This is a genomic window from Pseudomonas sp. AP19 (genome assembly GCF_001728855.1).
Classification (GTDB): Bacteria; Pseudomonadota; Gammaproteobacteria; order Pseudomonadales; family Pseudomonadaceae; genus Aquipseudomonas; species Aquipseudomonas fluorescens.
In genome coordinates, this window is record NZ_LXJP01000019.1 from 57,293 (window position 1) to 83,263 (window position 25,971).

At 60.5% G+C, this 25,971-nt stretch carries 27 protein-coding genes; 11 read left to right on the forward strand and 16 right to left on the reverse strand.

The features are described 5' to 3' along the window. Nucleotides 1–134 precede the first annotated feature (134 nt). The 5 genes from A7D21_RS15305 to A7D21_RS15325 all read right to left on the reverse strand — a co-directional run bounded on the left by A7D21_RS15305 (nucleotide 135) and on the right by A7D21_RS15325 (nucleotide 2,712). Entirely contained in the window at nucleotides 135–779 is a 645-nt protein-coding gene (locus A7D21_RS15305) for a glutathione S-transferase N-terminal domain-containing protein (protein ID WP_069552044.1), read from the reverse strand. Nucleotides 780–1,042: 263 nt separating this feature from the next. Continuing rightward, nucleotides 1,043–1,243: an SEC-C metal-binding domain-containing protein gene (locus A7D21_RS15310; protein WP_053254769.1), complete on the reverse strand. Its 201-nt coding sequence runs from the start codon at nucleotides 1,241–1,243 to the stop codon at nucleotides 1,043–1,045. After that, on the reverse strand, nucleotides 1,240–1,722 hold the full coding sequence (locus A7D21_RS15315) for an LEA type 2 family protein (protein ID WP_053254770.1): 483 nt from the start codon (nucleotides 1,720–1,722) through the stop codon (nucleotides 1,240–1,242). The genes A7D21_RS15310 and A7D21_RS15315 overlap by 4 nt, the downstream gene beginning before the upstream one ends. 19 nt (nucleotides 1,723–1,741) lie before the next feature. Beyond that, a complete protein-coding gene (locus A7D21_RS15320; protein WP_053254771.1) occupies nucleotides 1,742–2,212 on the reverse strand; it encodes a YchJ family protein in 471 nt (156 codons plus the stop codon). 2 nt (nucleotides 2,213–2,214) lie between these two features. Next, nucleotides 2,215–2,712 carry a DUF6231 family protein gene (locus tag A7D21_RS15325; RefSeq protein ID WP_053254772.1) on the reverse strand — a complete coding sequence of 166 codons (498 nt, stop codon included), beginning with the start codon at nucleotides 2,710–2,712 and terminating at the stop codon, nucleotides 2,215–2,217. A 190-nt stretch (nucleotides 2,713–2,902) separates the two neighbouring features. Between A7D21_RS15325 and A7D21_RS15330 the strand changes: the two genes are divergently transcribed. From A7D21_RS15330 to A7D21_RS15340, 3 genes are all read left to right on the forward strand, one after another. Continuing rightward, nucleotides 2,903–3,601, forward strand: a complete 699-nt coding sequence (locus tag A7D21_RS15330) for an OmpA family protein (protein WP_053254773.1) — start codon at nucleotides 2,903–2,905, stop codon at nucleotides 3,599–3,601. Between the two features lie 132 nt (nucleotides 3,602–3,733). Next, complete coding sequence (locus tag A7D21_RS15335) at nucleotides 3,734–4,027, forward strand: DUF1145 domain-containing protein (protein ID WP_053254774.1); 294 nt, start codon at nucleotides 3,734–3,736, stop codon at nucleotides 4,025–4,027. Beyond that, nucleotides 4,020–4,778 carry a collagen-like triple helix repeat-containing protein gene (locus tag A7D21_RS15340; RefSeq protein WP_069552045.1) on the forward strand — a complete coding sequence of 253 codons (759 nt, stop codon included), beginning with the start codon at nucleotides 4,020–4,022 and terminating at the stop codon, nucleotides 4,776–4,778. The genes A7D21_RS15335 and A7D21_RS15340 overlap by 8 nt, the downstream gene beginning before the upstream one ends. 102 nt (nucleotides 4,779–4,880) lie before the next feature. Here A7D21_RS15340 and A7D21_RS15345 read toward each other — a convergent pair whose 3' ends face one another. Next, on the reverse strand, nucleotides 4,881–5,345 hold the full coding sequence (locus A7D21_RS15345; RefSeq protein ID WP_053254776.1) for a CopD family protein: 465 nt from the start codon (nucleotides 5,343–5,345) through the stop codon (nucleotides 4,881–4,883). A 99-nt stretch (nucleotides 5,346–5,444) separates the two neighbouring features. Here A7D21_RS15345 and dinG point away from each other — a divergent pair, with 99 nt between their 5' ends. The 6 genes from dinG (at nucleotide 5,445) to A7D21_RS15375 (ending at nucleotide 13,937) form a co-directional block, all read left to right on the forward strand. Continuing rightward, nucleotides 5,445–7,589 (forward strand): ATP-dependent DNA helicase DinG, encoded by a 2,145-nt coding sequence (gene dinG / locus A7D21_RS15350; protein WP_053254777.1) that lies wholly within the window; start codon nucleotides 5,445–5,447, stop codon nucleotides 7,587–7,589. 98 nt (nucleotides 7,590–7,687) lie between these two features. Then, nucleotides 7,688–9,985, forward strand: a complete 2,298-nt coding sequence (locus A7D21_RS15355) for a beta-galactosidase (protein ID WP_053254778.1) — start codon at nucleotides 7,688–7,690, stop codon at nucleotides 9,983–9,985. Nucleotides 9,986–10,067: 82 nt separating this feature from the next. Continuing rightward, a complete protein-coding gene (locus A7D21_RS15360) occupies nucleotides 10,068–11,213 on the forward strand; it encodes a serine hydrolase domain-containing protein (protein WP_053254779.1) in 1,146 nt (381 codons plus the stop codon). Nucleotides 11,214–11,355: 142 nt separating this feature from the next. Beyond that, complete coding sequence (locus tag A7D21_RS15365) at nucleotides 11,356–12,534, forward strand: OmpA family protein (protein ID WP_053254780.1); 1,179 nt, start codon at nucleotides 11,356–11,358, stop codon at nucleotides 12,532–12,534. Between the two features lie 27 nt (nucleotides 12,535–12,561). Further along, nucleotides 12,562–13,209: a pyridoxamine 5'-phosphate oxidase gene (pdxH, locus tag A7D21_RS15370; protein ID WP_053254781.1), complete on the forward strand. Its 648-nt coding sequence runs from the start codon at nucleotides 12,562–12,564 to the stop codon at nucleotides 13,207–13,209. A 263-nt stretch (nucleotides 13,210–13,472) separates the two neighbouring features. Beyond that, the gene (locus A7D21_RS15375; RefSeq protein ID WP_053254782.1) at nucleotides 13,473–13,937 is read left to right on the forward strand and encodes a glycine zipper 2TM domain-containing protein; all 465 of its coding nucleotides are present in this window, start codon (nucleotides 13,473–13,475) and stop codon (nucleotides 13,935–13,937) included. Between the two features lie 105 nt (nucleotides 13,938–14,042). Here the strand turns inward: A7D21_RS15375 and A7D21_RS15380 are convergent, their stop codons facing one another. From A7D21_RS15380 to nhaA, 3 genes are all read right to left on the reverse strand, one after another. Further along, a complete protein-coding gene (locus A7D21_RS15380; protein ID WP_053254783.1) occupies nucleotides 14,043–14,363 on the reverse strand; it encodes a DUF6124 family protein in 321 nt (106 codons plus the stop codon). A gap of 548 nt (nucleotides 14,364–14,911) precedes the next feature. Beyond that, nucleotides 14,912–16,534 carry a methyl-accepting chemotaxis protein gene (locus A7D21_RS15385; protein WP_053254784.1) on the reverse strand — a complete coding sequence of 541 codons (1,623 nt, stop codon included), beginning with the start codon at nucleotides 16,532–16,534 and terminating at the stop codon, nucleotides 14,912–14,914. 209 nt (nucleotides 16,535–16,743) lie between these two features. Continuing rightward, the gene (gene nhaA / locus A7D21_RS15390; protein ID WP_069552046.1) at nucleotides 16,744–17,919 is read right to left on the reverse strand and encodes a Na+/H+ antiporter NhaA; all 1,176 of its coding nucleotides are present in this window, start codon (nucleotides 17,917–17,919) and stop codon (nucleotides 16,744–16,746) included. 216 nt (nucleotides 17,920–18,135) lie between these two features. Between nhaA and A7D21_RS15395 the strand changes: the two genes are divergently transcribed. Continuing rightward, the gene (locus A7D21_RS15395) at nucleotides 18,136–19,230 is read left to right on the forward strand and encodes a PLP-dependent cysteine synthase family protein (RefSeq protein WP_053254786.1); all 1,095 of its coding nucleotides are present in this window, start codon (nucleotides 18,136–18,138) and stop codon (nucleotides 19,228–19,230) included. 134 nt (nucleotides 19,231–19,364) lie between these two features. Here A7D21_RS15395 and A7D21_RS15400 read toward each other — a convergent pair whose 3' ends face one another. From A7D21_RS15400 to A7D21_RS15410, 3 genes are all read right to left on the reverse strand, one after another. Continuing rightward, nucleotides 19,365–20,978, reverse strand: coding sequence for an NAD(P)/FAD-dependent oxidoreductase (locus tag A7D21_RS15400; protein ID WP_053254787.1), 1,614 nt, complete (start codon nucleotides 20,976–20,978; stop codon nucleotides 19,365–19,367). A gap of 106 nt (nucleotides 20,979–21,084) precedes the next feature. After that, nucleotides 21,085–21,756, reverse strand: a complete 672-nt coding sequence (locus A7D21_RS15405; RefSeq protein ID WP_069552047.1) for a COG3650 family protein — start codon at nucleotides 21,754–21,756, stop codon at nucleotides 21,085–21,087. Nucleotides 21,757–21,853: 97 nt separating this feature from the next. Continuing rightward, nucleotides 21,854–22,453, reverse strand: a complete 600-nt coding sequence (locus tag A7D21_RS15410; protein WP_069552048.1) for a short chain dehydrogenase — start codon at nucleotides 22,451–22,453, stop codon at nucleotides 21,854–21,856. A gap of 103 nt (nucleotides 22,454–22,556) precedes the next feature. Between A7D21_RS15410 and A7D21_RS15415 the strand changes: the two genes are divergently transcribed. Beyond that, complete coding sequence (locus A7D21_RS15415; protein ID WP_069552049.1) at nucleotides 22,557–23,465, forward strand: LysR family transcriptional regulator; 909 nt, start codon at nucleotides 22,557–22,559, stop codon at nucleotides 23,463–23,465. On the opposite strand, the gene A7D21_RS15420 is transcribed toward A7D21_RS15415, so the two are convergent. Genes A7D21_RS15420 through A7D21_RS15435 form a run of 4 tightly spaced genes read right to left on the reverse strand, consistent with a single transcriptional unit; the run spans nucleotide 23,462 to nucleotide 25,924 of the window. Further along, nucleotides 23,462–23,947: a DoxX family protein gene (locus tag A7D21_RS15420; protein WP_053254791.1), complete on the reverse strand. Its 486-nt coding sequence runs from the start codon at nucleotides 23,945–23,947 to the stop codon at nucleotides 23,462–23,464. The two genes, A7D21_RS15415 and A7D21_RS15420, sit on opposite strands and share 4 nt — an antisense overlap. Next, nucleotides 23,944–24,720: a DUF2063 domain-containing protein gene (locus A7D21_RS15425; protein WP_069552050.1), complete on the reverse strand. Its 777-nt coding sequence runs from the start codon at nucleotides 24,718–24,720 to the stop codon at nucleotides 23,944–23,946. The genes A7D21_RS15420 and A7D21_RS15425 overlap by 4 nt, the downstream gene beginning before the upstream one ends. Then, complete coding sequence (locus A7D21_RS15430; protein ID WP_069552051.1) at nucleotides 24,717–25,595, reverse strand: DUF692 domain-containing protein; 879 nt, start codon at nucleotides 25,593–25,595, stop codon at nucleotides 24,717–24,719. The genes A7D21_RS15425 and A7D21_RS15430 overlap by 4 nt, the downstream gene beginning before the upstream one ends. A 23-nt stretch (nucleotides 25,596–25,618) precedes the next feature. After that, nucleotides 25,619–25,924: a DUF2282 domain-containing protein gene (locus tag A7D21_RS15435; protein WP_069552052.1), complete on the reverse strand. Its 306-nt coding sequence runs from the start codon at nucleotides 25,922–25,924 to the stop codon at nucleotides 25,619–25,621. Between the last annotated feature and the right edge of the window lie 47 nt (nucleotides 25,925–25,971).

Sequence of the window (25,971 nt, forward strand, 5' to 3'; positions counted from 1 at the left end):
TTTGGGTCTTGCGCAAATCATAGGTGGGAGCGGGGTTGCTCGCGAACGCGGTGTGTCAGTCAATCAAGGTCTGACTGAACCACCCCGTTCGCGAGCAAGCCCGCTCCCACAGTTTCACCGAGCAAGACTTTGAATCAGGATTTGGGCGGATTCACCTTCTGTACCAGTTCATACGCCCGAACCGTCGCCGGCCGCTCTTTGATGCTGTTGAACCAGCGATGAACGTGGGGGAAATCCTCCAGACGCTGGCTCTGCCATTTGTGGGAAACAATCCACGGGTAAATCGCCATGTCAGCAATGCTGTACGCCTCGCCCGCCACGAACGGACGATCCGCCAGGCGCCGGTCCAGCACGCCATACAGGCGCGCGGTTTCATCTACGTAGCGTTTAATCGCGTAGGGGATTTTCTCTGGTGCGAACTGGCTGAAGTGATGGTTCTGCCCGGCCATCGGCCCAAGCCCACCCATTTGCCAGAACAGCCATTGCAACGCTTCCTGGCGACCGCGCAGGTCTTTGGGAATGAACTGGCCGGTTTTTTCCGCGAGGTACAGCAGGATTGCGCCTGATTCAAACAGCGAAATCGGCGCGCCGCCGTCGCTCGGGTGCTGATCGACGATGGCCGGAATACGGTTGTTGGGAGCGATCTTCAAGAAGTCCGGCTTGAACTGGTCGCCCTGGCCGATATTGATCGGGTGCACCTTGTAGGGCAGACCGGCTTCTTCCAGAAACAGCGATACTTTGTGACCGTTGGGGGTAGTCCAGTAATACAGGTCGATCATGAAGCTCTCCAAATGAGCGAATGCCTGTAGGTATAGGTGATGTTTGGGGCGCGAAAATTCAATGAAACATTTAGCGCTACCGTTAGAAGCGTTTTACACCGCGCACACCTTTGGGCGGGCGCATCACGGGCGCTTGAATGTGAGTCATCGCGAGGGCGGGGGGATGGCAGGGGCTGTTGCTGTTTCAGAGAAACCCTGAACTGAAATCACGTGCAAATGTGGGCGCAGGCACGCCAGCCCCCACATTGACTGCACTCAGGGCATCAGGCCCCGTGGCACTTCTTGAATTTCTTCGCGCTGCCGCATGGGCAAGGGTCGTTGCGACCAACGTCTTTCAGGGTGTTGCGCACCGGCTCCTGGTGAGCGTGGCCGCAGTTCGGGCCGTGGACATGGCCGTGGTCGTGATCATGGTGATCGTGATCGTGGTTGCAGTCAGGACCATGGACATGGGGTTGCTGAGTCATCGATGTCGCTCCGGAATAAAATCGCCGGGGATTATCTCGCCATTGTGGGCGACCTGCACGTCATTACCGATGAATAATCCGGTTTTCAGCTCGCCTTCCAGACGATAGGGGACGGGCTTGGTGGGGTTTTTCAACATCTGCACCACATCGCGAATCTTTGGCCAGAGGTTGGTACGCACCGACACCCGGAAAAACCCATGGCTTCGCGGCGGTATGGTGAGCCATTCGTTGGACTCGCCTTCGGTCAGCACGAAACTGCCCAGGGTGACTTTGTAGATCAACCCGCGCACCGTGAGGTCCGCGTCGTCACGGTTGTCCACGCGAAAGTACAGCTTGAACTTTTGTTCCAGCAACTTGGCCCGTACCACTTCAACTTTCACCAGCGAGACGTGAGGCGCGGGCGTGTCGTCTTCGAACCATGAAGCACACCCGGTCAGACTCAGGGTCAACGCCAGCATCAAGCTGTACATCCGGAGCATGGCGTTATCCTTGAGTTGATTAGAGGTAGCCGGAACAGCACTTCTTGAATTTCTGCCCGCTGCCACACAAACATACATCATTGCGCCCAACCTTCACTTCAACCGTCGGGTCAATGAAGTACCAGCGCCCATCATTCTGTACGAAAGAAGATTGCTCACGGTGGCTGTGTTCTCCGCTACCGTCGTGCCAGCGTGCGGTAAAGGTCACAAAGGCATGTTCGGGCTGGCCGCCGAACACCTCCGAGCTTTCCACTTCAAGGCCCAGCCAAGTGCTCTGGGCACTCCAGGCGCCGATGGCAGCGCGGTCCAGGCCGGCTTGCTGCGCCGGCACGGTGGTGGCCACCAGATAGTCCACCAGGCCCAGCACATAGGCGCTGTAGCGTGAGCGCATCAGCGCGGTGGCGCAGGGCGCGGGGTGGCCGGCGTGATAATGGCCGCAGCAGGCATCCAGCAGGTTGCCACTGCCGCAGGGGCATATGGATGTACTCATGGTTACCACCAATACTTTCCGAAGTTTTCCGGGTTGGCCCAGAAGCGGGCGTTGAGCCAGTCCGGCACTTGTTTATAGTCAAGCAGATCATAGGTGAACAGCGTCAGGACCTGATCGTCACGCTGGAAGCGCTCGCCGGCTTGCAACGCCAGGGAGAAGAAGTCGGTGTCTTTCCAGCCGCAGGCGCTCAGGTCCACCAACACCGCAATGCGGCTGCTGTTGAGGTTGCGAATGCCGCCGAGCAGGGTCAGGCCCTGCGGTTTTGACAGATGCTCCAGGCAATCGACCACCAATGCCAGGTCAAAACGCTGCGCCGCCAGTTCTGCCGGCAACGGCCCGGGCGGGGCGATCGACACTTGGGTCTGCGGATGCTCGGCCTGAAAGGCCTCCAGCGCCGGAAACTGGCTGGCACCCAACAGCAACAGGCGTTTGGGTTGGTGTAAATCGAGCAAAGCGGCCAGGGCTTGCTGGGGTGTACGGGAAGAAATGCCAGCGGTCATCAGAGATCCTCACATCATGACCCTAGAGACTAGCGCGGCTGAGCGTGCGGGCCTAGAGCGGGCGGCGGCGAAAAGTCCGCCAAGAGCAGCGATCCTCAATGAAACCGGGGGTGTGGCGTACTGGCGCAGATGAAAAGAGCGGTCTTTACTCCACCCATCGGCCCCCGCCGATACCCTCAGGAGAAAGCACATGAGCATCATGCGGACAGCTCTACCCTTGGTTCTGCTAACCGGAGTATTGACAGGTTGCGCAGGTTTGCAAAAAACCGATTGGCCCACCTGTGCAGCCGTCGGTGGTGTGACCGGTGCCGCGATTGGCGCCACAAAAAGTTCGGCGTACGCCGGCTATGGCGCGTTGCTGGTCGGCGGCATGGCCGGTGCCTATTGCTGGGTACATGGTGATGGCGACGAAGATGGCGATGGTGTGCCGGACAGCCGCGACAAGTGCCCAGGCACGCCGAAAGGGGTGCAGGTCGACGCCAACGGTTGCCCACCCGCGCCTGTGCAGGCAGCGGTGGTTGAGGAAGTTGTCGTGGTCAAGGAAGAGACCATCGTGATTCGTGATGTCCACTTCCAGTTCGACTCGGCCAAGTTGACGGCGGCGGATAAAACCAAACTCGACGTGATAGCCACTCGCCTGAAAAAAGAAGCCCCAAGCGCGCAACTGCGGGTCAGTGGGCATACCGACAGCGTCGGTAAAGACGCCTATAACCAAAGGCTCTCGGAAAAACGCGCCCATTCGGTCACCGACTACTTGATCAGTTCCGGTGTACCGCGCAGTAACTTTGTGTCGGTGACCGGCGCGGGCGAAAGCCACCCGGTAGCAGACAACAAAACCGCTGAAGGGCGTGCATTGAACCGCCGCGTGGAAATCCAAATCAACCGCTGACCACCCTTGCCCCTGTGCGAGCCACAGGGGCATTGCCGGCGATCCCCCTCAAGTTTTTTCATCCTTCACTGGCAAATCGCCTGCAGAAGTCGGTACTGTGCGCCCAAAGAATAATAGGCAGGGGCATGCGGGATGAAAGTGTTTTGGGGGCTGGGAAAATGTCTGACGTTGCTGTTCTGGGGCGTGGTGCTGGTCAATCTGTTCCGGCCGCTGACTAATCCGTTTCACCTGTTGGTCAGCCTGGCCGGCAGTCTGCTGTTCCTTACCCACTTGTTGGAACTGCTGTTGTTCAACAGCAGCGTGAAGCACCGTGCCCACCCCTGGCGTGACCGCTTGCAGATTCTGCTGGTGGGGATGTTCCATGTGCGGGGCCTGTCGGCGCCTGCAGAGTTTAATGAAACGAACAAGGAGGCCAGTCATGCGTAAGGTTTTTCTGTTGGCCCTGTTGGTCAGCCCCATCGCCCTGGCCCAAAGTGTCAGTGTTGAAACCAACTCGTTGATGCGTCTGCCCAGCAGCACCAGCGTTTTGCAGCTCGAACGCCTGGATGTGGCGGACTACGGCACATTGTTGGTCCCGGCGACGATCACTCAGGTCAGCGTGGATGAGTTGCACCTGGGCCGCGAAGCGCGTATCGCGATCGCCCCCGGCAATACTGCGCTGCAATTGCAGGTGCGCAATGCGCAACTTGAGCATGGCAGCCAGATCACCTCGCGCGGTGCCCCGGGCACCCATGAACGGCCAGCCAAGGCCGGGCGGGATCTGGTCCTGCGTATCAATGCCCTGACCGCCGAACAATTGTCGGTGGATGCTCGAGGTGGCGCCGGCGCCCAAGGGTATGCCGGCCTGGATGGTGCCAACGGCGTGGACCCCGGTTGCACCTGGGGTTCGGCGGGGCGTGGCGCCAATGGCGATAACGGTGGCGATGGTCTGCCAGGCGCGGCGGGCGCGCAGGTGCGCGTCGAGTTGCCACAGAGCTTCCCGGCTGAACAGATCAAGGTCTGGGTCGATGGCGGAGCGGGTGGCCTGGCCGGAACAGCGGGCAAGCCCGGCAAAGGTGGGCAGTCTAAAGGTTGCCTGGTGTATCGCGCCGATGGCGGCGCCAAGGGACGCCCAGGGCTGGAAGGGCCACCGGGGCCGGCTGGGCCGGCAGGGGCTGTGACTATTCAGCGGCTCTGAGTCGACGGGTCTGACGCCATCGCGGGCAAGCCCGGCTCCCACAGGTGATTGCATTTCAATGTGGGAGCCGGGCTTGCCCGCGATGGCGGACTAACGATCGCCTCAGAACATCGGCCGAGCCGAAGCCATCGCCACCACCACCAGCCCCACGATCAAATTAATCCCCACCAGCTTGCGAATCTGCCCCAGCGCAGCCGCACCCGCCGGCCAATCCTCAGCGGCCACCGCTGCGCGCAGTTCCGGGAACTTCAATGCCTGGATGCGGATAAACAGCGCCGTCATCACCAGGTATAACCCCATCATCACCTGCACATAGCGCGGCGCGGTTTCGAAACCGCTGAAACGCAGTTGCAGCAGGCCGATGCCGCTGATCGGCAAAACCAGCACCGCGACCCAGACCCATACGAAGAAACGTTGAAACACATTTGCCCACAGCTTGAGCCGGGCAGGGCCCTCAAGTGCCGCCATGGCGGCGGGGCGCAGGATCATCCAGGCGAAAAACATACCGCCAACCCAGATCAGGGCGGCCAGTACATGCAGGGTGTAAGCGAGGCTAAACGCGGTCATTGTGGTACTCCGTTCTGCGCGGGATTAATTAGCGGGGTATGATAGCGGCCGATCCGAACCACTGAAAATTTATCCAGCGTTTTTTGCGCCCGACAATCCATGATCAGCACTGAACTCAAAACCACGATCCAGGGCGCCTATTCGCGTTTTCTCGAAGCCAAGAGCTTGAAACCGCGCTACGGCCAACGCCTGATGATCGCCGAAGTGGCCAAAGTCCTCGGGGATATCGACACCGACGACGAAGGTCGGCGCAGTGGCGACCCCGCAGTCGTGGCCGTCGAGGCCGGCACCGGTACGGGCAAGACCGTGGCCTACAGCCTGGCCGCGATCCCTACCGCCAAGGCTGCAGGCAAACGCCTGGTGATCGCCACCGCCACTGTCGCGCTGCAAGAGCAGATCGTCTACAAAGACCTGCCCGACCTGATGCGCAACAGCGGCCTGAACTTTACTTTCGCCCTGGCCAAGGGCCGTGGCCGCTACATGTGCCTGTCCAAGCTCGATGTATTGCTGCAGGAAGGCCACGCACAAACCGCCACGGCTTCGCTGTTCGAAGAAGAAGGCTTCAAGATCGAGGTTGATGAAGTCAGCCAGAAGCTGTTCACCAGCATGATCGAGAAGCTCGCCGGCAATAAATGGGACGGCGACCGCGACAGCTGGCCCACCGCCCTGGAAGATGCCGACTGGGCGCGCCTGACCACCGACCACAGCCAGTGCACCAACCGCCATTGCCCCAACTTCGGCCAGTGCGCCTTCTACAAGGCCCGCGAAGGCATGGGCAAGGTCGACGTGATCGTCACCAACCACGACATGGTCCTGGCTGACCTGGCCCTGGGCGGCGGTGCCGTATTGCCGGACCCGCGCGACACCCTTTACGTATTCGACGAAGGCCACCACCTGCCGGATAAAGCCATCGGCCACTTCGCCCACTACACGCGCCTGCGCTCCACCGCCGATTGGCTGGAAACCACCGCCAAGAACCTCACCAAACTGCTGGCTCAACACCCGCTGCCCGGCGACCTGGGCAAGCTGATCGAGCAAGTGCCGGAGCTGGCGCGGGAGATCAAGACCCAGCAGCAATTCATGTTCAGTGCCTGTGAGCAGGTGGCCGATTTCAAGCCCGGTGAAGACGTGGAAGGCCGGGAGCGGCCGCGTCATCGCTTTGTTGGCGGTTTGATCCCCGAGCACATGCGCGAAATGGGCATTGAACTGAAAAAGGGCTTTTCGCGCCTGACCGACCTGTTTACCCGTTTGACTGACCTGCTCAAGGAAGGCATGGACGGCGAGGTCAACATCGGCATCGCCAGCAACCAGGCCGAAGAATGGTACCCGTTGTTCGGCAGCCTGCTGTCGCGTTCCCAAGGCAACTGGGAGCTGTGGACCGCCTTCACCGTTGAAGACCCGGAAGACAACCCGCCGATGGCGCGCTGGCTGACCTTGTCGGAAAGCGGCGCGCTGTTTGATATCGAGGTCAACGCCAGCCCGATCCTCGCCGCCGAAATGCTGCGCCGCAATCTGTGGAACGTGGCCTACGGCTGCCTGGTAACGTCGGCCACGCTGACGGCTTTGGGCACTTTTGATCGTTTCCGCATGCGTGCCGGGTTGCCGAAAAAAGCCGTCACCGCTGTGGTCCCGAGCCCGTTTCATCACGCCGACGCGGGCGTGCTGCGGGTGCCGGACCTCAAGGCCGACCCGCGCGATGCCGCGGCGCACACGGCTGCGATTATCCGCGACCTGCCGGAGTTGGTTGAAGGTTCGCGCGGTACGCTGGTGCTGTTTTCTTCGCGTAAACAGATGCAGGACGTGTTCGACGGCCTCGACCGCGACTGGCGCAAGCAAGTGTTTATCCAGGGCAACCTGTCCAAGCAGGAGACCCTGAACAAGCACAAGGCACGGGTCGATGGTGGGGATTCGAGCGTGCTGTTCGGCCTGGCCAGCTTCGCCGAAGGCGTGGACTTGCCCGGAGCCTACTGCGAACACGTAGTGATCGCCAAAATCCCGTTCTCGGTGCCGGATGATCCGGTCGAGGCGGCCCTGGCCGAATGGATCGAAGCGCGGGGCGGTAACCCGTTCATGGAAATCTCGGTGCCGGATGCCTCCTTGAAACTGGTCCAGGCTTGCGGTCGCTTGCTGCGCACCGAAGAAGACCGCGGCACCATCACCTTGCTCGACCGCCGTTTGGTCACGCAGCGCTACGGCAAAGCTATCCTCAATGCCTTGCCGCCGTTCAGGCGCGAAATTTCCTGAGCCACCGTGGGCGAATTCGCCCACTGCGTGGTCTATCTCACTGCCAACGCTTTATGTCATCAGGCCAGTCACCGGCCGTTTGGGAGAACCTTGTTCGTATGATTCGCACGCTGCCCGCTCTGTTTGCCTTGTTGTTCACCGCGCCCTTGATGGCCGCGCCTGCCGGGCAACAAACGCTGTTCAACTTCGTCCGGCCTGCCGATGTGGTCAAGGTGGCGACCCAGGACGCCAGCCTGCCCCAATACAATGCCGAGCAAACCGCCGAAGGCGAAGTGCTGCGCCGCATCACCTTCAACCCGGCGGCCGAACCGAGCCTGGTGCTCAGCCCGCAGAGCGGCGTGTGGGACTGGTCGCAGTCCGGCGCCATGAGCCTGCGTATCCAGAGCGCCATGGACTGGGCGCTGACCCTGTACGTGAAGGTGCAGAGCACGGATGGTAAAACCCTGGTCAGCCGCATCGACCTGCCGGCCGGCCCGGTGCAGACCCTGTTGATCCCGTTGCAAGCTAACTCGCCGCTGAGCCAGGGCATGAAGGCTGGCCCGCCGATGCCCATCACCGTGGATGGCCAACGTGTGCTGCTGGCCGGCAGCGCCGGTGAGATCGACCGCAGCCAGGTGGCCTCGGTGACATTGTCGATGATCAAGCCCAATGCGGCCCAAAGCATCCTGCTGGAACGCTTCGGTGTACAGGACCTCGAGCCGGTGCTGAAGGCGGCCTACAGCGAAGTGGTCGATGCCTATGGCCAGTCCACGCGCGCGCGTTGGCCGGAAAAAGTCAGCAGCGACGAGCAACTCAAGGCCGCCGCCGCCAAGGAGCAGCAACAGCTCAAAGGTTGGCTGGCCGAGCGCGACAAATCAGCCCTGGACCAATATGGCGGCTGGAACAAAGGCCCAGCGTTTGAAGCGAGCGGGTTTTTCCGCACCGAGAAGCGCGACGGTCGTTGGTACCTGGTGACGCCACAAGGCCATCCCTTCTACTCCCTGGGCGTTAACACCGTAGCCCCGGACAACAATCAGACCTACGTGGCTGGGCGCGAGTGGATGTTTGCCGCATTGCCCAAGGCCGGTGAGCCGTTCGACAAGTATTACGGAAGCGGCGATAACCGTGGCGGCAACGGCGCCGACCAGGGCCGTGGCTTCAATGTCGGGCGTTGGTACGATTTTTACGGCGCCAACTTGCAGCGCGCCTACGGCACTGACGGTTTCGACCAGAAGCGCTGGGTCACCCACACCCTCGACCGTCTGCAAGCCTGGGGTTTCAACACCGTAGGCAACTGGAGCGACGCAGCCTTGGCCACCGCCGACCGCGTGCCGTACACCTTGCCGCTGTCGATTGTCGGTGACTACGCCAGCATCAGCACCGGCACCGATTGGTGGGGCGGCATGCCCGACCCATTCGACCCGCGTTTTGCCATGGCCACCGAGCGCGCCGTGGCGATTGCCGCCCGCGATCACCGCGACGACCCCTGGCTGATCGGCTTTTTCGCCGACAACGAGCTGGCCTGGGCCGGTCCGGGTGACGATCCCAAATCCCGTTACGCGTTGGCCTACGGCACGCTGCGCATGACCACTGACGTACCGGCCAAGCGCGCGTTCCTCAAGCAACTGCGCGACAAATACCGTAACGAAGACGGCCTCTCGAAAGCCTGGGGTATTCACTTGTCCGGCTGGGAGCTGATGGAAGACCCGGGGTTCGAACCGCCGATGCCGAACCCCGAGCACCCGGAAATCGAAGCTGACTTTAAATACTTCCAGCAGACCTTCGCCGATGCCTACTTCAAGACCATCTCCGATTCGCTGAAATGGCACGCACCCAACCAATTGTTGCTGGGTGGCCGGTATGCCGTCAGCACGCCTGAATCGGTGGCGTCCTGCGCCCAGTATTGCGATGTGCTGAGCTTCAATATGTACACCCTCAAGCCTCAGGACGGTTATGACTTCGCTGCCTTGCGCGCGCTGGACAAACCGGTACTGATCACCGAGTTCAACTTTGGCTCGGCAGACCGTGGCCCGTTCTGGGGCGGCGTCACTCAACTGGCCCGGGAAGAAGACCGCGGCGCGGCGTACGGCAACTTCCTCAAACAGGCCATGGCCGAGCCGTCGATCGTCGGTGTGCATTGGTTCCAGTATCTGGACCAGCCGGTGACCGGGCGCCTGCTCGACGGCGAGAACGGCCACTTCGGGCTGGTGGGCATCACCGATGTGCCGTTCCAGGGCTTTGTCGACAGCGTGCGCAAAAGCAACCTGGCAGCGGTGGCGCAACTGGGCAAAGAGGCCGAAAAGGCCACGGCGGCCAGCGCGCTGCGTGAGCATGCAGGCGGTAAGTCGGGGCATGAAGGCAAAGGCCCGGGGCAGGGCGCCGGGCATGCTGGCGGTCACTCTGGAAATGGCCATTGATTCATCGTTGACGGGTTCACAAATCGCACAAGGACTGGAACAATGTCGGCCAATTCTTACGGTGTTTTCCAAGGCGGCTTAGGTGCAGATTCAGGGTCATTACACGCTCCAGTTCGAAGCGGTACGTGAAGCATTCGCCGCATTGTTCGATGACCCGCAGGAGCGTGGTGCCGGGCTGTGTATCCAGATCGGCGGCGAAACAGTCGTCGACCTGTGGGCGGGTACCGCCGACAAGGATGGCGCTGAGGCCTGGCACAGCGACACCATCGTCAACCTGTTTTCCTGCACCAAGACCTTCACCGCTGTGGCGGCCCTGCAATTGGTGGCTGAGGGCAAGTTGCAACTCGACGCCCCTGTCGCCAACTATTGGCCCGAGTTTGCGGCGGCCGGTAAAGACACCATCACCTTGCGCCAGTTGCTTTGCCACCAGGCCGGGCTGCCGGCGATTCGCGAGATGCTGCCCACTGAAGCCCTGTATGACTGGCCGTTGATGGTCGACACCCTTGCGGCCGAGGCCCCTTGGTGGACGCCGGGCCAAGGGCATGGTTACGAAGCCATCACTTACGGCTGGCTGGTCGGCGAGTTGCTGCGCCGCGCCGATGGGCGCGGGCCGGGTGAGTCGATTGTGGCGCGGGTTGCGCGGCCTTTGGGCCTGGACTTTCATGTCGGCCTGGCGGACGAAGAGTTTTATCGTGTGGCACATATTGCGCGCAGCAAAGGCAATATGGGCGATGAAGCCGCGCAACGCTTACTTCAAGTAATGATGCGCGAACCGAACGCCATGACGACACGTGCGTTTGCCAATCCCCCGTCTATTCTGACCAGCACTAATAAACCCGAATGGCGGCGCATGCAGCAGCCAGCGGCAAATGGTCACGGTAATGCGCGCAGCCTGGCAGGCTTTTATAGCGGATTGTTGGACGGTAGTTTGCTCGAAGCCGACATGCTCGAACAATTGACACGTGAACACAGTATTGGGCCGGATAAAACCTTATTGACCCAAACCCGATTCGGTTTGGGCTGCATGTTGGATCAGCCGCAATTGCCTAACGCCACGTTCGGCCTTGGCCCACATGCGTTTGGGCACCCGGGCGCGGGTGGTTCGGTCGGGTTTGCCGACCCTGAACATGATGTAGCGTTTGGTTTCGTGACTAATACACTGGGGCCTTATGTACTTATGGACCCGCGTGCACAGAAGTTGGTCGGAATATTGGCCGGTTGTCTGTAAAGAGCTTGCTGTTTCACGTTTTTTTGTTACAAAGGCAAGTATAAGAAGGCGCTGAACGAAATTTTGTAACTTTAATGTTCTGTAAGCGTCTGTTTAACGGGTCACCAGACCCCCTGGTTTTTTCTCATTTTGTGGATATCTCATGTTATCGAACAAGTCCTTGGCACTGGCGCTGTGCCTCACTATTACTGGCTGCGCACAAACACCACAAAATGATGCCGAAGGTGGGCATTGGTGGTCATTTGGATCTGATAAGGCTGCTACCAAGGACGCAGTGACCCAAACCGACGCCAAACCGGATGCCAAACCTGCTGCGGGCGCCAAGCCTGTCGCGCCGGTTGCTGCCGCAGCTGCTGCTCCAGCGCCTGCCGCTGCTGCCACACCTGCTCCGGTCGCCAAGGCTGACACCGGTTCCAGCTGGTGGCCGTTCTTCTCCAAAAGCGCTGATGAAAAGGCCGCTGATGCCAAGGCCGACCTGAAAGCCGACCTCAAGGCTGCAACTCCGGCTGCCACCCCGGACGCTGCGCCGGCTGTCGCCAAGACCGACACCGAGACCAAATGGTGGTGGCCTTTCGAAAGCAAGCCGAAGCCACTGGCCAAGGTCGATGTGACCAACGTGCCGATGCCAGACCCGAAAATCACCCAAGCCTGGCTGGACGACTATGAGCCGCGCCTGCGCGCCGCCATCAAGGACAGCAACCTGCAGCTGGAGCGTCGCGAGAACGTACTCGTGGTGATCGCGCCGGTTGATGGCTCCTACAACCCGAAACGTCCAGCCATGCTGCTGCCGGTGACCTTGGGCCCGTTCACCCGCGTTGCCAAGGCGGTTGAAGGCGATCCGAAGACCGCGGTGCTGGTTCTTGGCCACGTCGACACCAATGGTGCCGAACCGGTGAGCCAGGCGTTGACCCGCGAGCGTGCGCAGTCCATCGCTTCGATTTTCAGCCTCAGCGGTTTGAAGCAGGATCGCCTGATGATGCGTGGCATGGGTGACCTTATGCCGCGTGCCGCCAACGACAGCAACCAGGGCCGTGCGCTGAATCGTCGCATGGAAATCCTGTTCACTCAGCGTACAACTATGTTGGCGTTGCTGAGCAAGTACAACTCGGGCAAACCACCGGTCGCTGACATGGTCGCTGTGCAAACTGCGCCAGCCCCTGTGCCGGCCCCGGCTGCGAAAAAAGCGGCTCCGGCGAAAAAGGCCCCGGCCAAGAAAGCTGCCGCCAAGCCAGCTGCGAAAAAAGCCGCTGCCAAGCCTGCCGCGAAAAAAGCCGCACCGAAGGCTGCCGCCCCGGCTGCGAACGACCAGGCGAAAAACTGATCCGTTGAAACAGAAGGATAAAGCTGCATGACCCAGGCACTGGCCGATATGCGCCGTGACTACACACGGGACGGTTTGAGCGAGGCCCAGGCCCCGGGCGAGCCGTTTGCGTTGTTCCACCAATGGTTTGGCGAGGCGGTAAAAACCGAGCAGCCACCGGTGGAGGCCAATGCCATGACCCTGGCAACGGTTGATCAGGACGGTCGCCCGCACTGCCGCATCCTGTTGCTCAAGGGCCTGGATGCACAGGGCTTTACCTTCTTCACTAACTATCAGAGCGCCAAGGGTGAACAACTCGCGGCGCGGCCGTTTGCGGCCATGACCTTCTTCTGGCCCACCCTGGAGCGCCAGGTGCGCATCGAAGGGCGGGTGGTCAAGGTAACGCCTGAAGAGTCGGATGCTTATTATCAGGTTCGGCCTTTGGGCAGCCGTCTTGGCGCCTGGGCATCGCCGCAAAGCCAAGTCATTCGTGACCGTGAAGAGCTGCAGGAGCTGCTCAAGCAGACCGAACAGCGTTTCAGCGATACCCAACCCGACTGCCCCGAGCACTGGGGTGGCTACCGTTTGTTGCCTGAGCGCATCGAGTTCTGGCAAGGCCGCGCCAGCCGCCTGCATGACCGCCTGAACTATCGCCTGCAAGCCGGCGAATGGACGCGTGAGCGCCTGGCGCCCTGAGTTTCATCCTCTTCATTGCATCCGAATGCTGACCCTCGCACCGAAGTCTCCACACAGGAGGCTTCGGCGTGTTCGTTTGCGCGACTACAATGAAGAGCGCTTTCATGACGTTCTCCGGAATAGGGTGAGCGCTACCGTTCGTCGATTTTTCTGGTACTGGCAGTCTGTACTAAGGCTGAATGAAAGCAATTTTCTGGCGTGCTTGCCGTGACAGGCGCCAAGCTGCGGCGTCTAATGATTACCTGTCCTTTGGAGTTGATGCTATGCGTAAGTCCGTTTTACTAGTTGCCTGCTTTACCACCCTGTCGTTGTTGTTGGGTGGCTGCGCCTCGAGTCTGACCGGCGACTCGTACTCCCGTGACGAAGCGCGTCGTGTACAGACCGTTCGCATGGGTACCATTGAATCCCTGCGTCCGGTGAAAATCGAAGGCACCAAAACCCCAATCGGCAGCGTTGCCGGTGCCGTGGTGGGTGGCGTTGGTGGCAGCGCCATTGGCGGTGGCCGTGGCAGTATCGTCACCGGCGTTATCGGTGCTGTTGCCGGTGGCCTGCTGGGTTCCGCCGCTGAAGAAGGCCTGACCCGTACCCAGGGCGTTGAAATCACCGTTCGCGAAGACGATGGCAGCATGCGCGCCTACGTCCAGGCCGTTGATGCCAACGAAGTCTTCCGCATCGGCGACCGTGTGCGCATCATGACCGTTAACGGCACCAGCCGCGTTACTCGCTAAGCGCTGGCCGTTGAAACACAAAAAACCCCAACCGGGTGACCGGTTGGGGTTTTTGTTTTAGGGGGCAGGATGTCTACAAATTGAAGCTAAGCGCTTTTAGCTTCATTAGACAGGGCACTGCTGCTCCATTGCTCGGTCGACTAAAAGCCCCGCCAGTTCCAGTAACTGCCCAATGGCTAACAATTGGCTGCGTGTTTTTCCGTCCACTGTGTCTGCCAAATCAGAGGTCAGCCCGCTGGCGCCTATCAGGGTTTCGTATGCATTTACCAACAAGGCCTCTGTGTTGGCGGCTGAACTGATCGAAAACAGTGGCTCGTAACGATTTGACGAGGTGGTGTCGGGCTCGAAATGATTGGCGGCGCGGCTTGCTTGTGCCAATAACTGTGCGGTGTCTAACGGAGGAGGATTCGGTGTGACCTTGTACATGGGTAAATCTCCAAGTTTGGCTGGAGCCGCCCCTGATCGCCGCGACGCGATGGAAGGTGGCAGCTGTACGCAGGTTCGCGGACCGAGAACTTGAAACTCGGCATACCCGAAGGTATCCCGCGCACAGCTGCCATAACACGAGGCGCCAGCCACAGGAGTAGCTGACGAAAAACGATGGCAATTATGCATCAAGTTAACAGGCCGCGACGCCTGATCGCTGAGTGTCAGCGACGGGGGGAGATTAGTGGGCGGTCAGGGGCAAGGCAATCCCGGCGACTTGTGGGAATTGTCTGATGCATGTTTCTAAAGGTGCAAAAACGCAGGTATTAAAAAATGAGTTTGCGGCTGGGGTTGCCTACGCACAGGACGCAATCACAGATCTGAACGCACACTGACGGTACGGCTCAACTCATGGCGGGCCGAGTATGTCGAAGTTTGCACGACGCACGTGGAGCCTCGTAGTGAATGCCCTGTGTGTTTATCACGTGTTCCTGCTAGGCCGCTTCGGCTAAAACCGAAGCGGCCTTTTGGTTTTTTACCCTGTCACTTCAAATCTGGAAGTGCTTCACCATCGTGTTCAATTCATGCGCCAGGCTGGCGAGGGACTGCGAGGCGGCGGTGGTTTGGGTCGAGCCTTCTGCGGACTGAACCGACAGTTGTTGAATATTGAGCAAGTTGCGATCGACCGCCCGGGCAACGCCGGCTTGTTCCGCGGCCGCCGTGGTAATCACCAGGTTTCGGTCATTGATTTCATCGTTGGCAGCCAGAATATCCGCCAGCGCTTGCTGTGCCAGTTCGGCCAGACCCAGGGTTTGCTGAGTCATGGTGCTGCTGTCGAGCATGGTGTTGACGGTACTGGCGGTGTTGGTCTGGATACCGCCAATCATTTGTTCGATTTCCTGGGTCGATTGGGCCGTGCGGTGGGCCAGGGCGCGAACTTCGTCGGCGACCACGGCAAAACCACGGCCGGCCTCACCGGCACGTGCAGCTTCGATGGCCGCGTTCAGTGCCAGCAGGTTGGTTTGCTCGGCAATGGTGCGGATAACATCGAGCACTTTGCCGATACCTTTGGCCTGTTCAGCCAGGCCGCCCACTTGCCCGGAGCTGACCTCCACGCCACGGGTCAAGGCTTTGATGGCGTTCAACGCCTCAACCATGCGCTGCTGGCCTTTCAAGGCAATGCTTCGCGACTCCTGGGACAGGTCGGAGGTGGAGGCCGCGTTCCTGGCGACCTCTTCAATGGCGGTGGTCATCTGAGTGACAGCAGTGGCTGCCTGTTCAATCTCGCCATGTTGCTGTTGCAAGTCCCGGCTGCCTTCGGCGGTCACGGCATTCAATTCTTCGGCCGCTGCGGCCAATTGGTTGGAGGAGCCGGTTATTTGTCGCAGGGTCTGCACCAGGTTATTGCGCATGGTCTCTTGTGCCCGGAGCAGGCGGGTGGCTTCGTCGTTGCCCGTCGGGTTGATAGGCTGGGTGAGATCACCCCTGGCAATGGTTTCGGCTACGTGTACCGCTTCAATAATGGGACCGGTAATGCTTCGGGTCAGCAGCCAGGCCACCAATACGGTGCCACCACTCACCAGCAGAATAACGATTGAGATGCCACCCACAGCATGCTGATAGGCGGCTACGGACGTCTGGCCGGCCTGTTCTGCGCCTTTGTTGGCCAGGTCTATCAGTTGGTCGAAGTTCTTGGTCATCTGCTCATAACTTTCTCGAATGCTGTTGAGAAAGTCGCGGGCGCCGGCCTTGTCGCCGGAACGCGAGCGTTTGAGCATCTCGGTGTGGTTCTTCGCGTACCCATCGAGGCTTTGGTTGAACACATCGAGGCGTGATTTTTCCTCAGCAGTGCTCAGCAGCGCTGCATATTGGCCAAGCTGCTCCTTGACGCTTTTCAGGCGGCCGGCGGATTTGTCTTCGTAGGTCTGCATGTCGGCATCGCTGGAAGACAGGATGTGCGCCATCTCGCCCAGGCGATAACGGTCGAGGGACGCATTGGCCAAGGCGAGGATCCTGACGCGTTGCATCCAGTTGTTCTGAATGTCAGCGGCTTGTGACTGGACTTCGCCAATCTGCTTGAGGGCAAACAGGCCGAGAAACACACTCAGTGATGCAATAGCGGCGAAGCCGATGAAGGCTCTGGCTGCGATTCTTATATTTCTCAGGAACATGGGCATGTCGCTCGGGCTGAAAACGCGTTGGGAAGCAGTGTCGGGCGGGTGTCCCAGGCGCGGACGGTGAGATCGCCATACCCTCTAGTCGGCGGCTGAGCGAAAGTCTTTAGGTGGGGCAGCCGGATTGCCGGCTAAACGTAGGCGGCGGAAAAAGAAAAACCCCAACCGGGCGACCGGCTGGGGTTTTGGGGTGTTTCAGACTGGAGTCAGGCTTTCTTGCGACTCGCCATCGCCGTCACGGCATAGCCGATACACGCTGCCAGGATCGACCCGGTCAGAATCCCCATCCGATCCTCGCCGGCGAATTCGCTGGCGCCCGGCACAAATGCCAGGGAGCCGACAAACAGGCTCATGGTGAAGCCGATACCGCACAGGATCGCCACGCCGAACACCTGACCCCAGTTAGCGCCACTGGGCAGGGCGGCAAGGCCGGTCTTGATGGCCAGCCAGGTGAGGCCGAACACACCAATGGTCTTGCCGATCAGCAGGCCAGCGGCGATGCCCAGGGGCACGTGGTGGGTGAAGCTTTCCAGGCTCACGCCGGTGAGGGATACGCCCGCGTTGGCGAACGCGAACAACGGCAGGATGGCGTAGGCCACCCACGGGTGCAGCGCGTGCTCCAGGGTCAGCAATGGCGAAGGTTCGGCGTTTTTGGTGCGCAGCGGAATGCAGAACGCCAAGGTCACGCCAGCCAGCGTGGCGTGGACGCCGCTCTTGAGTACACAGACCCACAGGATCAGGCCAACGATCAGATAGGGCCCGAGTTTGATCACGCCCAGGCGGTTCATCGCGATCAACGCAACCAGACACGCGCCCGCACCTGCCAGGGCGGCGCCCGACAGGTCGGCTGAATAGAACACGGCGATGACGATGATTGCACCGAGGTCATCGATGATGGCCAAGGTCATCAGGAACAGTTTCAGCGACACCGGCACGCGCTTGCCCAGCAGGGCCAGTACGCCAAGGGCAAAAGCGATATCGGTGGCCATGGGGATCGCCCAGCCGGACAGCGCGGCGGGGTAATCCTTGTTGATCGCCCAGTAGATCAGCGCGGGTACGACCATGCCGCCAATGGCCGCCGCACCGGGCAAGACCACTTGCGAGGGCTTGGACAGGTGACCGTCGAGCAACTCGCGCTTCACCTCCAGGCCGATCAGCAGGAAGAACAGGGCCATCAGGCCATCGTTGATCCATAGCAAGGCGGGCTTGGCGATTTTGAGTGCGCCAATCTGCGCCACTACCGGGGTATCGAGGAAGGCACCGTAGAGGTGCGACAACGGTGAGTTATTAATGATCAGCGCCAAGGCGGCAGCGGCGATCAACAACAGACCGCTGGCGGCTTCCAGCTGGAAGAAACGGGTGAAAGTGCTACGCAGAGGCAAGGGATGCTCTCCAATCCAGGTTCAATAGGTGGGTACCCTAACCCGTACCGTTAGTTGTTAAAACAAAAGTTATATTCTTATTTGTTATAAGCGATGGTCAGGATCGATGATGGGCCGAAGCCTAGCAATTGTGTGTCTAATTGAGACGTCACTGTATCTGTGTGCAGTGTAGGAAACCCCCTAAAATCGGGGCTGAAATCTTTAGAGACGCACCCTATGAGTGACCACCGTATCTGGGCCCGTGAAGCCATTCGCATCATCGAAGCGGACTTTCAACGCAGCGCCGACACACACCTGATCCCGTTGCCATTGCCGGGCTTGCCGGGTATCGAGTTGTACTTCAAGGATGAGTCCAGCCACCCCACCGGCAGCCTCAAGCATCGGCTGGCGCGTTCGCTGTTCCTGTATGCCTTGTGTAACGGCTGGCTCAAGCCAGGTGCGCCAGTGATCGAGGCGTCCAGCGGTTCGACGGCGATCTCCGAGGCGTACTTTGCACGCTTGCTCGGTCTGCCGTTTATTGCGGTGATGCCGGCCACCACGTCGAAAGAGAAGATCGCGCAGATCGCTTTCTACGGTGGCAAAAGCCATCTGGTGAATGATCCGACGCAGATATACGCCGAGTCCGAACGGTTGGCGAAGGAAAGTGGCGGTCACTTCATGGACCAATTCACCTACGCCGAGCGGGCGACGGACTGGCGGGCGAACAACAATATCGCCGAGTCGATCTTCCAGCAGATGCGCTTTGAGCATTACCCCGAACCGAGCTGGTTGATCTCAAGCCCCGGCACCGGTGGCACGACCGCTACCCTGGGACGCTATGTGCGTTATCGCCAGCATTGCACCCGCGTGTTGTGCGCCGATGCCGAACGTTCAGTGTTCTTTGATTACTACCAGACCGGCGACGCCAGCCTGCGCCTGGAGTGCGGTTCGCGCATCGAAGGCATCGGCCGGCCACGGGTTGAAGCGTCGTTTCTGCCCAAGGTGATTGATGCCATGGTCAAGGTGCCGGACGCGCTGTCACTGGCCGCCATGCACTACCTGGCCGAACGGCTGGGGCGGCGGGTTGGCGGCTCCAGCGGGACTAACCTGATTGGCGCCCTGGTGGCCGCGCAGCAGATGAAAGCGGCGGGGGAGTCGGGGTCGATCGTGGCGATCTTGTGTGATGGTGGGGAGCGCTATGCCACCACTTACTACGATCAGGCGTGGCTGACGGGGCAGGGCTATGAACTTGACGGTTTGATCGCGGCCGTTGCGGCCAGTGTTGAACGGGGCGAACCGCTGCCGGACAGCGTCCTGCGCGCCAACATCTGATACCGCGCAACACCCAATGTGGGAGCGGGCTTGCTCGCGAAGGCGGTGGTTCAGTCAATGATTTTTCGACTGACCGTCCGCCTTCGCGAGCAAGCCCGCTCCCACATTTGAATTGCTGTCTGTTCAGATTCGGTTTAGGCCTCGATACCGAGCATGTCCCGCGCCAATGCTTCGGCAATTCGAATACCGTCGACACCCGCCGACAGAATCCCACCGGCGTAACCCGCACCTTCGCCCGCCGGGAACAGGCCTTTCACGTTCAAACTCTGCATCGACTCGTTACGGGTAATCCGCAACGGTGATGACGTGCGTGTTTCGATACCGGTCAACACGGCGTCGTGCAGCGAGTAGCCTTTGATCTGTTTCTCGAACGCCGGCAACGCTTCACGAATCGCTTCAATGGCGAAGTCCGGCAAGGCCAGTGCCAGGTCACCGAGTGCCACACCCGGTTTGTAGGACGGTTCCACACTGCCGATGGCGGTGGACGGCTTGCCGGCAATGAAATCGCCCACCAGCTGCGCCGGTGCCTCGTAGTTGCTGCCACCGAGGATGTAGGCGTGGGACTCCAGGCGCTCCTGCAACTCGATGCCGGCCAACGGGCCACCTGGGTAGTCCACTTCCGGGGTGATGCCGACCACGATGCCGGAGTTGGCATTGCGTTCGTTACGCGAATACTGGCTCATGCCGTTGGTGACGACACGGTTGGGCTCGGAAGTGGCTGCCACTACCGTACCGCCTGGGCACATGCAGAAGCTGTAGACCGAGCGGCCGTTCTTGGCGTGGTGCACCAGCTTGTAGTCGGCAGCTCCGAGTTTTGGGTGCCCGGCGTATTTGCCCAGGCGCGCCGCGTCGATCAGCGACTGCGGGTGTTCGATACGGAAACCCACCGAAAACGGCTTGGCCTCCATGTACACGCCACGCCCGTGGAGCATGCGGAAAGTGTCGCGGGCGCTGTGGCCAAGGGCGAGGATCACGTGCCTGGAGAGGATCTGCTCACCGTCATTCACCACGACGCCGTTCAACTGGCCATCTTCGATCAGCACGTCGGTAACCCGCTGTTCGAAGCGCACTTCACCGCCCAGGGCGATGATCTGCTCGCGCATGTTTTCCACCACGCCGGTCAGGCGAAATGTACCGATGTGCGGCTTGCTGACGTAGAGGATTTCTTCCGGCGCACCGGCTTTGACGAACTCGTGCAGCACTTTGCGACCGTGGAATTTCGGGTCCTTGATCTGGCTGTAGAGCTTGCCGTCGGAGAAGGTCCCGGCGCCGCCTTCGCCGAACTGCACGTTGGACTCCGGGTTGAGCACGTTTTTGCGCCACAGGCCCCAGGTGTCCTTGGTGCGCTGGCGCACTTCCTTGCCGCGTTCGAGGATGATCGGCTTGAAGCCCATTTGGGCCAGCAGCAGCCCGGCGAAGATCCCGCACGGACCAAAACCGACCACGATTGGCCGTTCAACCAGGCCGTGCGGCGCCTGGCCCACCACCTTGTAGCTGACATCCGGGGCCGGGTTGACGTTGCGATCATCGGCGAACTTGAGCAGCAGCGCGGCTTCGCCCTTCACGTTCAGGTCGATGGTGTAGATGAAGCACAGCTCCGACGATTTTTTACGGGCGTCGTAGCTGCGTTTGAACAGGGTGAAATCGAGCAGGTCATCACTGGCGATGCCCAGGCGCTGCACGATGGCAGGCCGCAGGTCTTCTTCGGGATGGTCGATGGGCAGCTTGAGTTCGGTGATTCGTAACATGACGGGATCCGGTAGGCGGCGGGAAAAGAGGCCGGCTGTTTTGCAAACCGGCGATTATAAGCCCCAATGGCGGTTTTTCGTCATGTTAAAACAGCGCAGGGCTGATTCAGTCGTCGCGAGAGCCGCCGAACGATGCGCAACCCCGTTGTACCTGGCCGTTGACTCGCAACTCGGCGGTCATGTGTTGCAAGCTGCCACTGACGCTGTCGATGCAGCGTTGCGGCGCCACCCACAGTTCGATGTGTTGGTTGTTGGCTTCCGTCATCAGGTTAAAGCGGCCGTCGCCCATTTGCTCTTCTACGTAGGGCACCGCCAGGGGTGGCTGGCCCTCACGCTCGAGCACCATGCCCTTGGCGGTGACGTTCATCGCCCAGGCGGGTTTGTGGCCGTTGGCCCGCAGGGTCATGCGCTTGAAATCCGGGTCATCGCAGGCCGAGGTCGAGCGCTCGACCCGATACAGCTGCTGGAGGTCTACCGAACCCTGGGTGCCGCTGGCAACACCGGAAAACTTGCCGCGCAAGTCGGCAAACAGCAAACCCTGTTGGCCGGCCAGGGAGGCGGCCTCCTGCAGGATGCTGGTGCCGCCGGTGTCGTTGACCACGTAGTTGCGTTTGTCGCCGCACGGCTGGAACAACAGTTTGCCGGCCACCGCTGTCAATTCACCCTGCATACGGGTCAGCCCCGCAGTCGACGGTTTGGCCGGTTCGCTCTCGAACATCTGGCAAGCGGTGAACAGGGGCAGCAGGGCAAACAGGGCAAGGGTACGGGCGGCGCGCATTTATCGGGTCTCCAAACAAGTGCCGCCACGTTACGCAGGCTGACGCCGCACCACAAGCCCGTCGGCCGGCTTCAGGAATTTCTGACAGACACAAAATTCAGCCGACGATAAAGGTCTGGCCCGTCTGTAAACCTTCGACACTTTTCGCGTAGGCCAATGCCACATCAGCAGCGGGTGCAGGTTTGTAGCCACGGAAGTAGGGCGCGTAGCTGCCCATGGCTTCCAGCAGCACGGTCGGGCTCACGGAATTGACGCGCAGGCCCCGTGGCAACTCGATCGCGGCAGCTTTGACGAAGGCATCCAGTGCGCCGTTGACCAGTGCGGCAGATGCGCCGGTGCGGATCGGGTCACGGTTGAGAATGCCGCTGGTGAAGGTGAACGAGGCGCCATCGTTGGCGTATTCGCGGCCGATCAACAGCAGGTTGACCTGGCCCATCAGCTTGTCGCGCAGGCCCAGTTCAAAATCGGTTTCGCTCATGTCACCCAACGGCACGAAATTCACACTGCCAGCCGCGCAGACCAGAGCATCGAACTTGCCGGTCTGTTCGAATAGCTTGCGGATTGAAGCGCTGTCACTGATGTCCACCTGGAAGTCGCCATGGGTGCGACCGATGCTGATCACCTCGTGACGCTGGGCGAGTTCTGCTTTGACGGCCGAGCCGATTGTGCCGCTGGCACCAATCAATAGGATTTTCATCGTGCTGTTCCTCCAGGGGTAAGTGAGGTTTCAGTCTAGTGTGGCTTTTCGGTCGGATAAACGCGCTAATAGGCAACCTTTGGTTTTCAAATGGAAACAATCCATGAGCGAGATGGATGACCTGGCGGCGTTTGCCGTGCTGATCGAAGCCGGCAGTTTTACCGTCGCGGCCGAGCAGTTGGGGTGCAGCAAGGGCCAGCTGTCCAAGCGCATCAGCCAACTGGAAGCGCGGTTTTGCGTGGTGTTGCTGCACCGTACCACCCGCAAGTTGAGCCTGACCGCAGCCGGTGCGGCGTTGTTGCCCCAGGCCCAGGCGCTGGTGGTACAGGTGGAGCGCGCCCGACAGGCATTGGCGCGGCTCAAGGACGACCTGGCCGGGCCGGTGCGTATGACGGTTCCGGTGTCGTTGGGGGAAACCTTCTTCGATGGTTTGCTGCTCGAGTTTTCCAAGCAGTACCCGCAGGTGCAGATCGAACTGGAATTGAGCAACAGTTACCGGGACCTGGCGCGCGATGGCTTTGATTTGGGCGTGCGCATGGGGGCCATCGAAAACGAGCGTCTGGTGGCCAAGCCATTGCTGGCCTGGCATGAGATGACCTGCGCCAGCCCGGCCTATCTGGAACAGCACGGCGAGCCGCTGACCCCGGCGGACCTGGCAGCTCATACCTGCCTGTTGAACAGTCACTACAGCGGGCGTGAAGAATGGCTGTACCACCAGCAACACGAATTGCTGCGTGTGCGGGTCAGCGGCACATTCGCTTCCAACCACTACAACCTGTTGAAAAAAGCCGCACTGGTGGGCGCCGGTATCGCCCGCCTGCCGTCCTACGTTTTACCGGCGGAACTGGCTGACGGTCGATTGCGCTGGCTCCTGCGCGATTATCAGACTCGCAGCATGCCGATGTATCTGGTTCACCCGTATCAGGGCGGCTTGCCGCGCCGCACTCAAGTGCTCGCCGATTACCTGGTGGATTGGTTCAAGCGCAGCGGTGAAGCGTTGGACCGGCTTTAACGGTAGCGACGTGCAATCAGGTGATCAATCGACAGGCTGCCCGGGCCTTTGGCGACCAGCAGTAGCAACAAGGCAAGCCAGGTGCCATGGGTCGGGTACGCGTCGGGGTAGACGAAGAGTTGAATGGTCAGGGTCATGCCAATCAGGGCCAGGGCCGAGAAGCGTGTGGCCAAGCCGACCAGAATCAACACCGGAAAAAAGTGTTCGGCAAAGGCTGCCATGTGCGCGGCGACTTCCGGCGACAGCAAAGGCACGTGATATTCACTGCGAAACAGCGGCAGGGTGGAGGCGGCAAGGCGTGGTTCGCCCAGTTGGAACGTGCCGCTGATCAGGTCGATGGCAAAGCCTTCGACCTTGGTTTGCCCCGACTTCCAGAACACCGCTGCAATCGAAAAACGCGCGAGAAAGGCGATCAGGCTGTAGGGGATTTTTTCGAACAGAGCGATGGTCCGTTTTACCAGGCAAGTAGGGGAAGTGTTCATGGCGATTCCTTTTGTTCTGTGTGCAAATGAGTGATGGCGTCGTGGCTGATCAGCAGGGTCAGGCACTGGTTCAGGTCGAATTCGCTGGCGGCTTCCAGGGCCTGGGTCACGGCCATTTCCAGCCCAGCGCCGTGGTTGAGGCTGTTGATGAACGCGACCGAACCTGCGTCTATTGCGAATACCTTGACGGCCAGCCCCAGGCGTAACACCAAGGCACTTTGCGCATGCCAGGCATTCAAACTGGCAATGGCCCCCTCGGTCTGGTGCGCTGCCCAGACGGCGACGATCGCGTAGGCGGAGTTCAACGTGGCGAGTGAGGGATGCAGTTGCAGGCGTAGTTCGCCCAAGTGGGTTTGGGTTTGCAGTGCCTGCAACACGGCCTGTTGTTGCAGTGGCGCAACATCCGCCGCGTGATAGGCGCGCACCCGCAAGCGTTCCAGGCGCGCGATATCAGCCAGGTAGGGCACGCTGGCAGCCGGCTCGAAGCCCTGGATAAAGTCGGCAAAGCTGCTGCCGTATTCACTGATCAGTGGGCTGTTGGGCGGGCAGGCCTGTACATAGAGGCTGGCCATGGCGCGAAAGAATGCCTCGCCGACCAACTGCAACGTGACGGGATAGGCCGTCACCAGCGCATTGATCAGCGCGCTGTGGACGTTGTTGCGATACACCGCAAAGCGGCTGGCCGGATCGGCGCCGTTGCTGCTGAACAGACCCTCGGGGCAGACCGGGTCGGGTGCGAGCAGGGCACTGGCAAACGCATCTTGAAGGCTCATTGGTTCACCTGCGACAGATGCCAGTCGGCGTGTTGGGCTTCGGCGTGCAGCACGCTGAAGGCCGGCACGTGGTTATCGCGCTCAATCAGCGTGGCCACCGGGCCCGTACGCACAAGGACGTGTTGGTACAACTGCCATACGGCGTTATCGACGGGCGCACCATGGTCATCGATCAGCAGGCGATCGCCCAGGCTGTCAGTGTCTTCGGCAAATCCGGCCAGATGAATCTCTCCCACGGCGCGCAATGGCAGTGCGTCAATGTAGGAAAGGGGATCTCGCTGGTGATTGATGCACGACACATAGACGTTGTTGACGTCCAGCAGCAGGCCGCAACCGGTGCGGCGAATGATCTCGCTGATGAAGTCTGTCTCGTCCAGGGTGGAGCGCTGGAATTGCAGATAGGTCGACGGATTCTCCAGCAGCATCGGCTGCTTGAGGGTGCTTTGCACCTGGTCGATGTGTTCGCACACCCGTTTCAGGGTGGCGGCATCGTAAGCCAAGGGCAGCAAGTCGTTGAGAAACACCGGGCCGTGGCTGGACCAGGCCAGGTGTTCGGAAAAAGAGTGGGGTTGATAGCGTTTGATCAGCGTGGCCAACCGTGCCAGGTGCTCACGGTTCAACGGGCCTTCGCCGCCGATGGACAGACCCACGCCGTGCAACGACAGTGGGTACTGCTCGCGGATCAACCCCAGGTAATGGTGGAACGGGCCGCCGGCAACCATGTAGTTTTCGGCGTGCACTTCAAAAAAACCGATGTCGGGCGAGGTCTCGAGCACTTCGCTGAAGTGCTCGTTCTTCAGCCCCAGCCCGGCCCTGCAAGGGAGGCCGGGCGCCTGAGCGGGTGAGACCGTGTGTTGGGGAGAAAGCGTCATCATCAGTACTCAGGCCGAGGGCTGTTTCAGGACTTGGCGGTGAAGGCTGCTTCCTGGCCGAAACCGGTCGGCGAGGTGCTGCTCGGGGTTTTGGTACAGGTGCCGGCAGGGACCAGCTTCCAGGCGTTGGCCTGGTCCTTGAGTTTCGAGGTGCCGGCGCAGGAAGTGCCAGCGCCTGCGGCGCAATCGTTCTTGCCGGCTTCGGCGACACCAAAGCACTTCTGCATGTCATCGGCGGCGTGCGCGGTGCTTGTCAGGGCGGACAGGCTCAGGGCCGAACCCAGGGCCAGAACGAGGGTGGCGGCGGACAGCGAACGGGATTTAGTCGTCATGGTGTAACTCCAGCAGTGAGGTTGGGTAAGGAAGCGTTTTTGCTTGC

Excerpts from the sequence above, each read along its gene's own strand:
- A7D21_RS15305 (WP_069552044.1), bottom strand. The coding sequence starts at position 779 with ATGATCGACCTGTATTACTGGACTACCCCCAACGGTCACAAAGTATCG.
- A7D21_RS15310 (WP_053254769.1), bottom strand. The coding sequence starts at position 1,243 with ATGACTCAGCAACCCCATGTCCATGGTCCTGACTGCAACCACGATCAC.
- A7D21_RS15315 (WP_053254770.1), bottom strand. The coding sequence starts at position 1,722 with ATGCTCCGGATGTACAGCTTGATGCTGGCGTTGACCCTGAGTCTGACC.
- A7D21_RS15320 (WP_053254771.1), bottom strand. The coding sequence starts at position 2,212 with ATGAGTACATCCATATGCCCCTGCGGCAGTGGCAACCTGCTGGATGCC.
- A7D21_RS15325 (WP_053254772.1), bottom strand. The coding sequence starts at position 2,712 with ATGACCGCTGGCATTTCTTCCCGTACACCCCAGCAAGCCCTGGCCGCT.
- A7D21_RS15330 (WP_053254773.1), top strand. The coding sequence starts at position 2,903 with ATGAGCATCATGCGGACAGCTCTACCCTTGGTTCTGCTAACCGGAGTA.
- A7D21_RS15335 (WP_053254774.1), top strand. The coding sequence starts at position 3,734 with ATGAAAGTGTTTTGGGGGCTGGGAAAATGTCTGACGTTGCTGTTCTGG.
- A7D21_RS15340 (WP_069552045.1), top strand. The coding sequence starts at position 4,020 with ATGCGTAAGGTTTTTCTGTTGGCCCTGTTGGTCAGCCCCATCGCCCTG.
- A7D21_RS15345 (WP_053254776.1), bottom strand. The coding sequence starts at position 5,345 with ATGACCGCGTTTAGCCTCGCTTACACCCTGCATGTACTGGCCGCCCTG.
- dinG (WP_053254777.1), top strand. The coding sequence starts at position 5,445 with ATGATCAGCACTGAACTCAAAACCACGATCCAGGGCGCCTATTCGCGT.
- A7D21_RS15355 (WP_053254778.1), top strand. The coding sequence starts at position 7,688 with ATGATTCGCACGCTGCCCGCTCTGTTTGCCTTGTTGTTCACCGCGCCC.
- A7D21_RS15365 (WP_053254780.1), top strand. The coding sequence starts at position 11,356 with ATGTTATCGAACAAGTCCTTGGCACTGGCGCTGTGCCTCACTATTACT.
- pdxH (WP_053254781.1), top strand. The coding sequence starts at position 12,562 with ATGACCCAGGCACTGGCCGATATGCGCCGTGACTACACACGGGACGGT.
- A7D21_RS15375 (WP_053254782.1), top strand. The coding sequence starts at position 13,473 with ATGCGTAAGTCCGTTTTACTAGTTGCCTGCTTTACCACCCTGTCGTTG.
- A7D21_RS15380 (WP_053254783.1), bottom strand. The coding sequence starts at position 14,363 with ATGTACAAGGTCACACCGAATCCTCCTCCGTTAGACACCGCACAGTTA.
- A7D21_RS15385 (WP_053254784.1), bottom strand. The coding sequence starts at position 16,534 with ATGTTCCTGAGAAATATAAGAATCGCAGCCAGAGCCTTCATCGGCTTC.
- A7D21_RS15395 (WP_053254786.1), top strand. The coding sequence starts at position 18,136 with ATGAGTGACCACCGTATCTGGGCCCGTGAAGCCATTCGCATCATCGAA.
- A7D21_RS15400 (WP_053254787.1), bottom strand. The coding sequence starts at position 20,978 with ATGTTACGAATCACCGAACTCAAGCTGCCCATCGACCATCCCGAAGAA.
- A7D21_RS15405 (WP_069552047.1), bottom strand. The coding sequence starts at position 21,756 with ATGCGCGCCGCCCGTACCCTTGCCCTGTTTGCCCTGCTGCCCCTGTTC.
- A7D21_RS15410 (WP_069552048.1), bottom strand. The coding sequence starts at position 22,453 with ATGAAAATCCTATTGATTGGTGCCAGCGGCACAATCGGCTCGGCCGTC.
- A7D21_RS15415 (WP_069552049.1), top strand. The coding sequence starts at position 22,557 with ATGAGCGAGATGGATGACCTGGCGGCGTTTGCCGTGCTGATCGAAGCC.
- A7D21_RS15420 (WP_053254791.1), bottom strand. The coding sequence starts at position 23,947 with ATGAACACTTCCCCTACTTGCCTGGTAAAACGGACCATCGCTCTGTTC.
- A7D21_RS15425 (WP_069552050.1), bottom strand. The coding sequence starts at position 24,720 with ATGAGCCTTCAAGATGCGTTTGCCAGTGCCCTGCTCGCACCCGACCCG.
- A7D21_RS15430 (WP_069552051.1), bottom strand. The coding sequence starts at position 25,595 with ATGATGACGCTTTCTCCCCAACACACGGTCTCACCCGCTCAGGCGCCC.
- A7D21_RS15435 (WP_069552052.1), bottom strand. The coding sequence starts at position 25,924 with ATGACGACTAAATCCCGTTCGCTGTCCGCCGCCACCCTCGTTCTGGCC.